We start from the raw sequence: 14971 nt of genomic DNA on the forward strand, positions 1-14971 counted from the left end.
GGCGTATCGGCTCATCCTTGGATTTAAGCGTAAGTTCTGAAATCGACATATGTCCTAGCCCTCTTTCGAGGTTGAACATCAATGATCAAGCGATGATCCGGAAGGTGGGGTCAGGACAGCGCTTACGTTCAACGCATCGACAGCTGTCTTCGAAACCCCTCAGGGCCGTGAACGACGGCAGCGGCATTCCACCGTGCTGGAAGTGGTTTGTCTAATTTTCAACGAGGGTTATATGGCAAGCGAATGCGCACACTGGCTGGTGCGGATCTTTGCCATGAAGCGCTGCGCCTCGGGCGCCCGCTTGCGGCATTGATGCCAAACAAGCCCGATGTCCACGGTCTTGCCGTCCCTATGGAATGGTAGGCATCGCGCTTTGCCGCGCGCTCCGACAAGGCAGGAAACCCGATCCTCCTGCTGGTCAGGATCGCAGCCGCCGCACTGGTCGCAGATCCGGAGCGGCCCAGACGGCCTGAACCGCGCCATGGCCGTCACCCCGGCGCCTATCAACTTCAGGCGATGATCGCATCTTGCCAGCGCGCGCGCCTCCCGCCGAGACCGAATGGATCGCCTTTGCCGCTTGTTATCAGGCGCTGGCGCTCGTTGCGCGATCCCCATTGTTGAACTGACCGGCGATGCGCGCGAACGGGCCCTGCTTCTGGCCCACGCTATCGCAACCAGTTCATAACGCTTGGGACGTCCTGGTTGTTCTTGCGTCAGGCATTTCCGGAGCTGTTGTCTCGATCGAACAGCGACAAACTACAACAGACCTTCGATACATTAAACGAGCGGATTGGTTTTAGTTTTAGTAGTACACCGTAACGTTGAGGTTCGAACGCTTTCACGGTACCCACAGTTTCGATTTCAAAACATGCCCCCTCTTCCAAGCTGATTAGATTTTCCCGCCAACCCGAGACGCCCCTTTCCACATCACCTGCAGAGGATAATTCGCAGGCACCAGGCGGGAATGGCCATGTCGGTTACGATGATGTCCCGGTTGCGGTGTGCAGAACGGAGTTCGTTAGCGTATTCGTCAACTCAAAGCATGTTGAGATCTGTTTGCTTTCATCAACGACAAGAGCATTTGCGCGATGGAGAACTCCCCTACTCGTGCTTTGTGGGTTAGAGAACGCAAATAACCGCCGGCTGATCCGATTTCTCTTATGCGCTGTAGAATGCCGGCAATTGTCGCTGACAATCCTTCAACGCCCATGACCTGACAGGCTTCATGATAGGCTGATCGCGTGATGCCGAGGAAAGCTGAAACAGTTCTCGTTGCTTCAATTAAATCACGCCAAGACGTAATGCCGGTTGGTTTGTAATCCTTGATGTCAGGACATGCTCTGAGCACCGTATCGAGGGAGATCTGTTTCGTGGGGTCGGGTTTGCTGGTTTTAATCGTGGTCTCGGTGAATGATGAAGAAGACGCCTTCAAATCATTCATTTTTATATTTTGAGATTCAAAATGGGATTCAGGCAGGGATTCAATATGATGCCGCTCATTTTGGTTGTGATTGGTGCTCATTTCCTCAATATTGTTCATCTGAATCAACGCTTTATCAATTTCTGCCCGTAATGCGGTCAGCTTGTCTAGAATGTCTTGAAGTTCTGCCGTTGAAGCACGGCGGGGGATGGCGTCAACGATCACGCGAAAGCGCAAATGAACATTCTGCCAGAAGCTGGATGGAGAATCAGCCAGTGCTGCGTTGATCATTTGGGTGAGGTCTCGTCGCTGCAAGGTGATCTGTTCACGCTTACGTTTGAGGAGCGCTGCGTCGGCCTGTATTCGCTTGGCGGCTTGCGAGATTTCCTCTGCACGATAGAGAAGCGGCGCTAGTGAAAAGCCAAAAGCTTCTTCTACCTGTCCGGCCTCGTTTTTATACGCATAGCGCTTGCCATTGGGACTATCGCGTCGCGCAATCAGGCCGCTCTCGATGAGAGTAGCAATATGGCGACGAACAGTCGATTCCGGCATCCCATGCGCTCGCAAGGAGAGCTGACGATTGGAAGGAAAAACAACAAGTCCGTTTTTGACGGTGATTTCATTCTCGGGAAGAAACGACAGCAACGAGCTTATCACCGCCAGACAGCGATCGTTGATCCCGAACACTGACTTGGCAATGCAAAGCTCTTTATAGATCGCCCAACGGTTGACCGTCTTGCCATCTAATTTGGTTGGTGACGAAGGCTTCAATTGGCCAAACGCCATCCTTCGCCCACGAAATGTGGACGTTATTGACTCCAGAATTTGCATTTCCTCTTACCTTTTTTCAGGCAAAAGAAATTCAGCCGCCATAATGACGTTATGACTCTTGACACTGATTCATGGAAATGCGATTCTCGGAGTGCTTAAATCTGAGGAAGGCTTCCATGCGGCAACGTTTTGGGGGCCTTTTTCTTTTGCGTTTTAGTCTCCTGGGTTATGTATCGGTTAGATCGAGTGCTGAAGGCTTACGCTTCCCAGGCTATTTGGGTGCTTCGCTGGCCTTATATTCAGCATAGAGCTCTTCAAGTCGCGACTGGATAAAGTCGGCAAATTGCGGAGCCGCCTTGTCATTGAAGGTGAACTGTACATTTTTGCCAGCTCGTTTGATGGAGACAGGCTGAATACCGTCACCGAGAACAGGTGATAGAACAGCATTCTTTTGACGCTTATCCTTCGACGCTGACAATTTGAGCGCATCGAATACGAATTGAAATCGATCGTCTGAAGGCAACGTGGAAAAGCCAGCGCTACCTATGGCGTCCGTTGCGACAGCTTCGCCGACAGTTGTCAAAAGGCCAACGAACTCCTCCCAGCGCGTACGCCCGATGGATGGTGCACGGCCAATCTTGCGGATGATCTCTTCGGGAATCGACTTAATGATCGTTATCATCTTGGACAGGATGGCTTTATCAATGCCGGTGGACTGATAAAGCGTTTCTCGCGAATAGCCCTGCCCCTCCAAAATATAGGCAAAGAAAGCCTTTTCGATGAAGGAGAGGTTTGAACGCGTATTGTTTTCCTGGCCCTGATGAATAACCAGTTCTTCATCGGTGAGTTTTTTGACAACCGCTCTGACCTTGATGCCGAGCGCTTTAATCGCTGCGACGCGCCGATGGCCATAAGCGATCTGAAACCGATCCGCATTCTGTGGGTGAGGGCGCACCAGAATTGGCACCAGCTGCCCGCTGTCGCGGATCTGCTCAATGAGCTTTGTTTGGTCCTCATCGTCAAATCCCAGACGATCGGAGACGAACGAACTGTCAATCAGATCGGGATCAAGTTCGACGATGGTTTGACCAGTTGAAAGCTGACGTTCGATTTCATCGGCGCGGGCGGACCGTTCGTTGATCTTTTCAAGAGACTGCGAAATTGCGCCAAGCGCCGCTGGACGATTTGCACGGTCTCGATCCAAACCTGCAAGCGGCCTCGCCTGCTCGAAGGACGCATGTGTGGAGCGATCGTCAGTTTTCTGCGATGGCTCGGTCTGTTCAGAAAAGTCGAAAATATTCTTGCGGGCCATGGTTAGTTACGCCCCCAGGTCTGGCGAATTAGGTCTTCAATCTCAGCGTTGACAGATGTCAACGATTCCAGCGCGCGATCATAAGTACCGCGGGAGAATGCAGAACGATCAACTTCATAAAGGGTCTGTTTTGTCAGGCCCGCGTCGGAAATAGCGGTCGATTTCAGCATCGGGGTTTCAAGAACACGGTTGCCAAATATCGAGCGCATGAAGCCTGCCATCTGATTTTGTGGCGCGTCGTTAGGCTCATAGCGGGTGATCAGATAACGCATCCAGTCATATTGCGTATTCCCACCAGCGCGCTCAACAACAGCGAGGAGGTCGGACGTCATATGCAGAAACTGGTTCATCGACATAACATCAAGCATCTGTGGGTGGACGGTGATTAAAACCGATGTGGCCGCGCACAAGGCGGACAGGGTCAGGAAGCCCATCTGCGGCGGGCAATCAATCACAACGACATCGTAAAGATCTTCGACTACCGCAAGGCAACTGCCGATGCGTGAGAAGAACATGGCTTCATTCTTCTGCTCAGCCAGAACCTTGGGCGTTTCGTGCTCAAATTCCATGAGCTCGAGATTGCCCGGAATGACATGCAATCCCGGCGTATAGGTCGATCGGACAATATCCGTAATCTCACGTCGTTCCGCATCATAGCGAATGGCGCCATACAGCGTATCATTGACGCGCACGTCAAGCTCAGGCTGATGGCCGAACATCGCCGAAAGTGAGGCTTGCGGATCGAGATCAATGGCCAGAACCCGATATCCGCGCAAAGCCAGATACTGGGCGAGGTGGGCCGACGTAGTGGTTTTTGCAGAGCCACCCTTAAAGTTCATGACCGAAATGATCTGCAACTTCTCGCCGTTGCGACGATGACGGATATATTTGCCGTGCGTCTTGGGAGAGTTGTCATCCAGCAATTGCCGAATGGCGTGGATGTCCTGAATGGAATACATCCGCCGACCATTGCTCTGGGGCGCTGGTCCGTGGCCTTCCGATACGATCTGCCGGAGGTAGCCTTCCGCCACGCCTATAAAAGATGCAGCTTCCGCGGGCGTGAATGAGCGAATCGATTTCTGCGCTGTTGGCGGAAAAATGCGCATTTGATGCGCCTGAAGTCGCTTCGACAGCTCTTCAGCGTCGGCTTCAATCAAAGACTGAAGGCTGCTATGAGGTTGCGGAGATGCTGTCGGGTTTTGGTGCATGGCTCGTCCTTATCAGCGCATATTCAGTAAAACGTAACAAATATGCGCTGACAAAGATGCCCCGATTCTGTCTTCACCGCAATTTGTTTTTAGTTAATGAATAGTTAACATCAAGCAAAGCAATTATCGGGACTAAACGATTTTACTGACGAGCAATCTGGTGGTAATTTAATCTTCCGTCATGTGTTGTTTACGTTGACAGCTGTCAATGTTGCCGGAAATGCGCTGACAACTGGGTCTGACGCAGATTGGTGAAGAATAAATCTGTCTAGAGCCGAGCCGGCATTTCTGAAAAACTCACGAGATTGCCAGGATTTCAATTTCATTGTTGCCCAAAATGACGATATCGCCAAGTGATTTACCGCTGACGGATCGTGCCAGCGGCGAAACGAACGATATCGTGCCAGACTTCGGATTAGCTTCGTCCTCGCCGACTATCTGATAAGTTTGGCGCGCCCCGCCATCCCTGCTGATAGATATAACGCAGCCGAAACCAACATTCGATGGATATTGTGGTGTTGGTACGAGCTGCGCTGAATGAAGGTGGGCTGCATAGTATCGGAGATCACGCATTGGATGTGCGGTCTGCCAGCGGCGTTCTGAGATGTCTTCGATCGAATTTGCGACTTCATACGCATCTCGCGCCTTCTGAAGCTCCTCCTGCAGCAGTAGCAAGCCCTTCTCTGTCACAAGATTGGGGTGAGGCGAGATTTCACGATCTGGCAATATCGTTTCCGAAGCTGCTTCTGCGCTCTCTTCTTTGGCGAAGGCGACACTCATAGAAAAACTCCTGCCAGTTGTTGAAGGCGATGATAACCGATTCTTACTTAGCCCACAGCATGAAGACTTGGACCTACGATCAGGGTCGAATGCCCATGCCGGACGATTCCGGTGCGTTATTCATGTCGTGATAGGGCTCTCACATATGGATGGAATGCGGTGAAAGTGCTGTTATGGGTGGCAAAGAGTTGTTTGCGCTGACGCGTTGACAGCTGTCAATTTCAGTTTCGATTGAATATGGCGGGCGTGGGCAATAACGAAACGAGCGCAGTCGTACGCACGAGTAAAACGTTTGCAGTTTCAAACAATTTTTTAGTTATACTAACGTGTCTCCAAGCATGAATAATTTGTCTCGCCGTCATCTCAAGGCCGACCGTCAGGTTGCCGACTTTACTGTTGGGCCGTTTGCTGCGGTCATATAATTGAATTGACGGGGCGCATCGACTGATATTGCTGATCGTAGGAGTATTGCTGGACTGGGCGAGAATATCGAATAACTACACGGGTTGAGGTTGCCCTCAGTCTCACAGGTTGTACACGGCATTCCAACCCAGCGCGCAAAACGAGACGCGCATGAATGAGTGTTTATAAAGGTACTGGGGGCGATGGATTGCGATGAAATCAAGCTATTGAAATTATGGTGAAAAATTTCGCAAACAAAAGCTAAGTGGATCTTAAATTTAGCTCGAGCGATTGTCTGTTTTTAATTTTTTTGGAGGAGTGTTCCAGTTCGAACTTTGCCGCGTGAGCCAGGGCGTAACGCAGCATTCGATACGCAACTCTATAACTGATTGACACCAAAAAATCTACAGCTGTGTTTGCGCAAAGACCCAAAGAATCTCTTTTCGACCGGCTAAAAGGCATCAGACGTGCTGGGCCCCTCATGTGCGAACGGCTCCGGCGAAAGCCTTATAGCGATCATTTCCGGACTGTTTCAGTGCGGAATGTTGGGGTGCTCGGGTGGAAGATGATCCCCGATAATGTGGGAAACCGCATTCGATAGGTGTCGTAGTGCGATACCAACAATGGCGTAATGTTCAGCCCATAATCGTCGATTAGCCTAGGCGACCTTGTATATTGGTGATGTTCCTCTGACGGCGCGCATAACCTACCCCTTTAACAAACAGAACGGAGTTTCCGATCCCAGCATTTCCGTTTCAGGAATGCTGGTCTCGAGTGCTCAAGCCCGGGTGATTGGCTTTGCTTTCGCCGGCTGGTTTGTGGGGGATGTGCGTTGATTGCGTATTTGGTCGGATTAATTGGAGAGCGAGTTGAACAGGCGCCTGTGGTTCGGACAGGACTGGCCTCTTGGAAGAATAGCCCGGCGTCGGTCATAAATCTCGACATAACCAAGGCGGTCTTGTTAGTCGCAGCCGGTCTCGCCCTCACAGCGCCGGCAGACGCCCAGACTGCTTGCACGTCGTCGCCATGCACGGGCGCTACGGTTGTTGACGCGAACTCAGCCGACTATTTCCCCAACATATCCGGTTCCACCTGGCTGTTTCGGGATACAAGCCTGCTCAACGCGACAGCAACCAGTGCTATTAGCGGTGGTACGCAAGCATTCTATAATTCGAGCGCGCTGAACGCCACCGCGATGAACTCCATTATTGGCGGATCGCAATATTTCAACGACCTCAGCAGTCTCAATGCGTCACAATCATTCGCCATTGCCGGCGGCGGGCAGAGCTTCTACGACACCAGCACGCTAAATGCATCGGCGACAAATGCGATTAGTGGCGGCTTTCAGTATTTCAACGCCAGCAGCAGGCTGGACGTAACAACGGCAGGCGGCCTCAGTGGCGGGCAGCAGGTTTTTTATGACACCAGCGCGTTGAACGCCGCGACAGCGAACGCCATCGTTGGCGGTTCGCAGTTTTTCAATGGCAGCAGTCATCTAAATGCGACCGCATCAAGCGCAGTCAACGGTGGAACGCAGAGTTTTTACATTAATAGCGTCATGGCGTTGACAGCTGCCAACGCGCTGAGCGGTGGTGAGCAATATTTCAATGACAACAGCGTGTTGGATGCTGGCGTGGGCGAAGCGGTCGGTGGCGGCTCGCAACGTTTCTACAATCTCAGTGTCTTGAATGCGTCGGCGGCCAATGCTGTCAACGGTGGCGCTCGGGAGTTTCACGATAGCAGCGTTTTCAACGTTTCCGCCACCAGCGGTCTGAGCGGTGGCGCTCAGACCCTCTATGGCAATAGCACGCTTAATGTTCTGGCCACCAATGCTGTGACGTCAGGTGTTGGCGTCAATTTCGACAATCTGCCGGGTGGCGTTGGGGGAACCATCAAACTCAATGGGTTTAGTACAACCGTCGGCGCTATCAACAGTATTGGCGCAGGCGCTGGTCTCGTTGAAAATGGCGCGGCGACAAGCAGTGTCTTGACCATTGACGGTTCGTCTGTCGGCCCGTCACAATTTTCCGGCGTGATTCAAGATGGCGGCAGCGGTCGGCTGGCTCTGCAACTCAACAGCGGCGTGCTGACGCTTGGTGGTATCAACAGTTTTTCAGGCGGCACGACGATAGCGGGGGGCGTGTTGCAGGTGTTGCGCGATGATAATCTCGGCGATCCGACCGGTGGCCTGATTTTCAACGGCGGCGCATTGGCGACGACGGCGAGTGTCCAGACGAGCCGGTCGATCACGCTTACGCAGGCCGGAATTTTCGATGTGCTGGATAATACCGACCTCACCGTGAACGGTGTCATATCGGGACAGGATGATCTCGTGAAGGTGGGGGCAGGGACGCTTCAACTCACAAATAGCGGTAATAGCTATCGCAACACGGTCATTGAGGCGGGTCGTCTCGTCGGCAATTCGGAAACGATTGCGGGCAATATCGCAAATGCGGGTGTCGTCGTTTTCGCGCAGGCAGCTGATGGCAATTTTGCCGGAAATATAGCGGGCGCAAGCGGGGTTGCCGGAACGATGATCAAGGAAGGATCTGGCAGCCTTATCTTGAGTGGCGCGTCAGATCTCAACTGGATCGTACAGGAGGGCGACCTGACTTCCAGCGCGGAACGTTTCTCCGGCGATGTCTCTATTGCTGCCGCGGCCGCATTTACATTCGATCAGGTGACCAGCGCGCAGTTTACCGGTCTGTTGACGGGTGAGGGGACTTTCATCAAGGCTGGACCTGGAACGCTCGCCTATAACGGCGAAAGCCCCGGATTTGCGGGCATGACCAAAGTGTCCGCAGGCGGCTTGATTGTCGGATCGGATGATAGTCACAGCAATGCGGTTTTGGGTGGCTCCTTCATTATAGGAGACGGTGCCTTGGTTGGTGGGCATGGCTCCATCGGTTCGGGCAGTGGGTCGCTGGTCGACATTTTGACTGGCGCAACTTTGTCGTCTGGCAATTCGATTGGTACGTTGACAATCAACGGAGACCTGACGCTTCAAAGTGGATCGACTTTCGCCGTTGATATTGCAGGCGCTGGCATGAGCGATCTGACGCATGTGACCGGCGCAACCACGATTTTGGGCGGAAATGTCAGCGTGACCGCCCTTGATCCTGCCACCAGGTATCAAAGCGGACAGACCTATACGATCCTCACCTCGGATGGCGGAATAAACGGCGCTTTTGAGGATACAGTATCGAAGTCGGCCTTTATCAATGCAAACGAGACCTATGATCTCAACAACGTTAATCTGACAATTGCTGTCAAAAATGTCGGTCAGACGGATGGGGGAGGTGTCGACCCGACCTCGGGCACACCGCCACCGGCGCTCTTCGCAACTGTTTCGGAAACGAGGAACCAGATCGCGACGGCAAAGGCGCTGGATACGCTGCAGCAGTCGGGGCCATCTCTCGAACTTTACAACAGATTGTTGATGCTCAGCGCAGACGAGGCGCGATCTGCTTTTAACCTTCTGTCCGGCGAAGCCTATGCTTCAACGAAAGCAGCACTCATCGAAGGAAGCGCCGTTATTCGCGACGCCATGAACAGTCGTTTGCGATCAACCGAGAGCTTCGTGCTGTCGCCCTCCGCAACTCTACTTTCCTATGGTCCCGAGAGTGGCTCGACTGCCGCCAGGCCGGACGCGTTTGCGGCGATAACATCCACGGCTCGCGAGCAAAATTATAACGCCTGGATTCAGGGCTATGGTAACTGGGCTTCAATCGACGGCAACGGAAACACTGCGGGGCTTGACTACAATACCGGCGGCTTCGTTGCGGGAGTAGACGGTACAGTATTCGATAATTGGCGTCTTGGATTGCTGGCGGGCTATAGCCGGACAACATTCGATGTGGATGGGCGCGCATCCTCGGGGCAAAGCGATAATTATACATTGGGCGCCTATGCCGGTTCGTCCTGGAAACTGAACAATGGCAATGCAATCGCCTTCCGCACCGGGCTTGCCTATACGTGGCACGAAATCGAGCTCGACCGATCTGACATTTTTCCGGGCTTTTCCGATAGTCTGAACAGCGATTATCACGCCAGCACGTTTCAGGCTTTTGGCGAACTTGCCTATCAATGGGGCAGGGAAGACACGCCTTTGGAAGCGTTTGCCAATCTTGCTTATGTGCATCACCGCACGGATGGCTTCAATGAAGCGGGAAGAACGGCGGCGCGGCTCTCTGTCGATAGCGATACGATGGACACAGCTTTCACGACCATCGGCTTGCGGGCGTCACGACATTTCATGCTGGGCAATGTATCGGCCAATGCGCACGGGTCTATTGGCTGGCGTCACGCCTATGGCGATATCGACACAGGTTCGACGAACAGTTTCATCGGGTCATCCGCCTTCACGGTTTACGGAGCGCCCATCGCGAAGGACGCCGCGCTCATCGAGGCTGGCCTGAACTTCAATCTTTCCCGCAGCGCCAAGCTTGGGGTCAATTATACCGGCCAGATTGGTTCTCACGCCTATCAACAGGGTGTAAACGCCGTGCTTAGGGTGAGGTTTTGACCGGGGCGGAAATCGCGGCGGCAATTGCTTTGCGCAGCTCATCGACATCGATGGGCTTATGCAGCATGAGTGCCCCGCTGGCATTGACCTCCCTCAATCGCGCGGGAGAGGTATCTCCGGTGACGATAATCGCCGGCAAAGGTCGGCCGACCACCGAGCGCAGTGTTTGAATGGCGTCGAGCCCGGTAACGCCACCGCCCAGCCGATAGTCGGCAATGATCAAATCGACCGGCGCGTCCCCACTCTCCAGGGCTGCCGCATAGGATGCCTGGGCCTCGGTGACTGAGCGCCCCGGATAAATCCGGTGTCCATCAAGGTGAAGCAGTTGCTCCATGGCGTCGATAACATCTTTCTCGTCATCAATGACGATGACGCCGAGCGCGGTTTCCACTTCGAGCGGCAGATGCCCTGGCGGGTTTGCTTGGTCTTCGTCGCGGGTTTGGGGAACCGTGAGCGAGAACATTGAGCCTCGGCCCGGAATGGACACGAGTTTCAACGGATGTCCCAGCAGCATGGCTGTGCGCCGGACTATGGCGAGCCCTAGTCCCAGACCTTGCGACCGGTCGCGCGCCGGATTTTGCAGTTGGACAAACTCCTCGAAAATCTTCGCCTGTTGATCGGTTGGAATACCGGGGCCGGTATCGAAGACCTGAATTTCGATCGCATCGCCGCGTCTGCGACAGCCAAGGAGGATGCGACCTTGCTTGGTGTATCGAAAAGCATTCGATAGAAAGTTGTTCAGGATGCGTTTGAGCATCATCGGATCGCTGTCGACATAAAGATCGCTCTCGACAACATGCCACTGAAGTCCGCGTTGCTCAGCTTCCAGCGCAAATTCGTCATGCAGGTCGTGAAATAGTACCGACAGAGAAACCGGTTCGTTCACCACCGTTACAATGCCCGCGTCGAGCCGCGAAATATCGAGCAGCTCGTTTAAAAGTCCGCTCAGATCGTGGACGACGGATTTTGCCTTTCCGGCGAGATCGCGTGCATCGCTGGATGCAACATTGCCGCGCTGCCCCAAGACTCCGAGCGTAGATATCAGCAGGCTCAATGCGTGGATCGGTTGGCGAAGATCGTGGCTTGCCGCCGCCAGAAAACGTGTCTTGGCCCTGTCGGCGCGCTGCGCCCGGTCCGTCTCCTCCTGCAAATGCTCGACCAGATTTTCGTTTTCCAGTCGCAGGCGAATGGTCTCGTGCAGCATGCGATAGGTGATCCGGCAATAATAGAAATTGATGGCGACAAGCGAAGCGAGCAGAAACAGGAAGGCGCCAGAAATTTCGCTTTCGCTGGTGATGCAACGCACCGCTATCGGTATGACCGTCGCGATGATTGACCCGACCAGCGCTGGTGGAAAGGCCGAGAGCGAAGGCACCGTGCCACAGACAAGTCCGGTCAGGACGATGACGGTGAAGGACAGAACGATTGGCGCTTCCGGCAGAAATCCCGCCCATCCCAGCCCGCCCCACAACAGGCCAGATATCCAGGAAAAGCTCGCGGCAAGCCACGCCCAGCGCTGAATGGACTGCGCGTCTCTTTGGCGGCTAAAGAATTGGCGTGATGCGAAAACACGGATTGCGGTCAGCAAATAAAGCGCGCCAAGCCATCCGGCGATCCAACTCGTCGGCACAGCATTTTTCAGAACATAGATCGCACCGAGAGAAATAACGACGTTCGAGATAATGACGCCATAGGAATTTCGGTACAAAAGCTCCGTGAGAGCCTGACGTATCCTGTCTTCCTGCATCCGTCCTCCCAATATGTTGCATTGTCGTCTGTTGCGCAGTGATATACTTAAATTATTGATCGATCAGTAACTTGCCGCCAATAAGTTGTGATTTGAACGATTTGCGCCAATGGGCGCCAATGCAAGGTGAATGACAGCCGGATGACCCGTCCTCTTACCGCCATTCTTGCCGACGACCACGCTATCGTGCGTCAGGGGCTGAAGCTTCTGGTTTCCGTGATGGACGGCATCTCCGTCATCGCGGAAGCCAATGATGGAACGTCCGTTATGGAGCATGTGCGCAGTGCAGGGGCCGATCTGCTCATTCTAGACCTCGGCATGCCAGGGGTCGCCGGAATTCAATTCATCTCGGAAATAAAAGCTGTTGCGCCTAGACTGAAAATATTGATCTTGACCGCGAATGTTGAGCCCAGAACAATTCGCGCCGCGATGGAAGCCGGGGCCAGCGCCTATCTTACAAAGGACGGCGATCCGGAAGAAATCGGCGCCGCCATCGACGCTGTCAGAAATGGCAAGACCTATCTGGCCCAGTCCATCCGTTTTGCGGTCACGGGGGCGACGGGCAGCAGCTCTGAGCCCGCGCCGGATATTCTGTCGCCGATCCCGCTGACGCGCCGCGAACGTCAAATTCTGGCGCTGGTCGCGCAGGGTCTGACTGCGCGGGATGTGGCAACGCGACTGGGGATCAGTCCGCTGACCGCACGCAAGCATCGCGAAAACCTGATGCGGAAGCTTAATCTCCATAGTTCTGCCGAGCTGACGGCCTATGCCGTTCGCCTCGGATTGCCGACCACGTAACGGGCACATCGCCGGAGATTTGCTGGGGTCAGCTAGCTTCCGAGCGCCGCAGCAATCCCCACGATCATTGGTCCCATGAGGGGCAGGAGAACATTGGAAATCGCATAGGTGACCGTGTATCCGATGACCGGCGTCGAATTCCCGGCCTGGGACACAAGTGCGCTGATCGTTGGCGTACTGCAATGCTGACCAGCGATTGCGCCAAGAAGAATTGGTGTCTCGATCTTCATCAGTTTCGCGCCGACAAAAAGTGACACGAGAGCCGGAACGAAGGAAACGATCAGGCCAAGGATCGGCAGGATCAGTCCGTATTGAAGGACAAGATCGATCGCCTCGGGTCCGGCGCTTAACCCGATGGCGGCGATGAATGTCGCCAGTCCGAAATCTTTCGCAAATTCAGCGGCAGGAACCGGAAACCCGCCGCGCGCCGGATTTCGCATGTTGAGCCAACCGAAGACAAGGCCAGCGATCAAGGCGCCGCCGCCTGACCCTAACGTCAGCTCCCAGCCGCGAATATTGAGAGAGAAGTTACCCAGCAGAAGACCGGCGACGATCCCCAGTCCGAGAAAGACAAAATCTGTGCTGGCGACTTTGGGCAACGGCTTACCCAATGCATGCACCGCGCGCGTAACCACCTCTTCCTGTCCATAAAGCGTCAGAACATCTCCTTCATGGAGAACCGTACCGGGCAATGCCGGGATATTCTGCCCTAACCGGCGGATATTTGATATGAACACGCCACGCCGCAATTCTGGCGAAGCCGAATGGCGCAACTGGCGAATTTGACGCCCAAATGCGTCAGCCCGGATGAGAACCACTTCACGGGTCACCAGCGCCAGACTGGTGCCGTCCGGCACGGGAACTTCGTCTCCAAATGAATCCTGAATGGCGATAACCGCGTTACGGCGTCCGTGTACAATGACAATGTCATCCGGCTTCAAAAGGAACGCAGGGTCTGTTTGAACAATTTTCTTATGTCGGCGCACACGTTCAATCGTGACAGTCCAGTTCCAGCCTTTCTCCAAATCGCCAACCGTCAGTCCGCCGAGGGAGCCAGCCCTGAAAGCACGGGCGACGAACATAGGTAACCCCTCGACCTGATCGTCGTCCTCATCCTCCGAATCCAGTTTTCTGGCGAGCGCCTGCGCTTCGGTTTTGAGATCGACCTTCAAAAGTATCGGCGCAAGCTGGGTCGTGAACACCACGATCGCCAAAAGCCCGAACAGATAGGTGAGGCTGTAAGCGGTGGCGACATTGGCCTGCAATTGTTCAATCTCTTCTGGCGAGATGGGCAGACGGGAAATCGTTTGTGACGCTGTGCCGATGGCCGCGGATACCGTCGCGGACCCTGCGAAAAGGCCGGTTGCCGTTCCGATATCGAGCTTGAACAGAATGATCGCAATCGAAACCAGCAAAGTGACGCATACAACTTCGATGATGGAAAAAATTCCATACCGCCACCCACCTTGAATATTGGCGAAAAACTGAGGTCCCGCCGTAAATCCGAGAGCGTAGATGAAAAGAGTGAAGGCGCTGTCCTTCAGGTCCGGCGAAATGCGGACGCCAAGTTGCCCGATTGCTAGCGCCGCCAGCAATGTCCCGCAAACCCCGCCCAATCGAACCGGGCCAATGCGCAAGCGGCCGATGAGGTAGCCTATTGCAAGGGAAGCAAATAGCGCCACCACAGGGTCAGTGAGAAAATACAACGCGGACCCCAGGCTTGCAAACTTATATTTTATTGCTGATGCATAACTAATATAATAATTCAGTTTTTCTGTCTGTCCAGATTCTTGAAAGTGCTTTTATAGCAATTTTTTAGATGATTACTTGGAATTGGCCGCCTTGCGTTTCCTGATACCGCCGTCCGGCGTTGTCGGAAACAGGACGCATATCCGTAAAGGTTAATTCAGCGGTAGCTCGTTCTGAATTGGAACAACCAATTATTATTTATCTATTGAATTGATATTCGGTCGGATTTAGTTTCATATTCCGTTAATGGAAGAATGAT

General features: G+C 53.7%; 8 protein-coding genes. 2 read left to right on the top strand and 6 right to left on the bottom strand.

Going from position 1 to position 14971, the window contains the following annotated elements; translation table 11 throughout:
- Window positions 1-1030 precede the first annotated feature (1030 nt).
- The 4 genes from repC to greA form a co-directional block, all read right to left on the bottom strand.
- The gene (repC, locus tag ABWW11_RS22185) at window positions 1031-2251 is read right to left on the bottom strand and encodes a plasmid replication protein RepC (RefSeq protein ID WP_109365578.1); all 1221 of its coding nucleotides are present in this window, start codon (window positions 2249-2251) and stop codon (window positions 1031-1033) included.
- 211 nt (window positions 2252-2462) lie between these two features.
- The gene (repB, locus tag ABWW11_RS22190) at window positions 2463-3503 is read right to left on the bottom strand and encodes a plasmid partitioning protein RepB (RefSeq protein ID WP_319081157.1); all 1041 of its coding nucleotides are present in this window, start codon (window positions 3501-3503) and stop codon (window positions 2463-2465) included.
- 2 nt (window positions 3504-3505) lie between these two features.
- Window positions 3506-4711, bottom strand: coding sequence for a plasmid partitioning protein RepA (gene repA, locus ABWW11_RS22195; protein WP_109365580.1), 1206 nt, complete (start codon window positions 4709-4711; stop codon window positions 3506-3508).
- Window positions 4712-5008: 297 nt separating this feature from the next.
- Window positions 5009-5491, bottom strand: a complete 483-nt coding sequence (greA, locus tag ABWW11_RS22200; protein WP_109365581.1) for a transcription elongation factor GreA — start codon at window positions 5489-5491, stop codon at window positions 5009-5011.
- Window positions 5492-6851: 1360 nt separating this feature from the next.
- Here greA and ABWW11_RS22205 point away from each other — a divergent pair.
- Window positions 6852-10418: an autotransporter domain-containing protein gene (locus tag ABWW11_RS22205; protein ID WP_146200150.1), complete on the top strand. Its 3567-nt coding sequence runs from the start codon at window positions 6852-6854 to the stop codon at window positions 10416-10418.
- Here ABWW11_RS22205 and ABWW11_RS22210 read toward each other — a convergent pair.
- Window positions 10402-12165, bottom strand: coding sequence for an ATP-binding response regulator (locus ABWW11_RS22210; protein WP_109365583.1), 1764 nt, complete (start codon window positions 12163-12165; stop codon window positions 10402-10404). The two genes, ABWW11_RS22205 and ABWW11_RS22210, sit on opposite strands and share 17 nt — an antisense overlap.
- A 141-nt stretch (window positions 12166-12306) precedes the next feature.
- Here ABWW11_RS22210 and ABWW11_RS22215 point away from each other — a divergent pair, with 141 nt between their 5' ends.
- Window positions 12307-12963: a response regulator gene (locus ABWW11_RS22215; protein WP_121539596.1), complete on the top strand. Its 657-nt coding sequence runs from the start codon at window positions 12307-12309 to the stop codon at window positions 12961-12963.
- 32 nt (window positions 12964-12995) lie between these two features.
- Here ABWW11_RS22215 and aspT read toward each other — a convergent pair whose 3' ends face one another.
- Window positions 12996-14669, bottom strand: a complete 1674-nt coding sequence (gene aspT, locus ABWW11_RS22220) for an aspartate-alanine antiporter (protein WP_319081159.1) — start codon at window positions 14667-14669, stop codon at window positions 12996-12998.
- Window positions 14670-14971 lie beyond the last annotated feature (302 nt).

It is taken from the genome of Brucella sp. NBRC 113783 (genome assembly GCF_040372265.1).
Lineage (GTDB): Bacteria > Pseudomonadota > Alphaproteobacteria > Rhizobiales > Rhizobiaceae > Brucella > Brucella teleogrylli.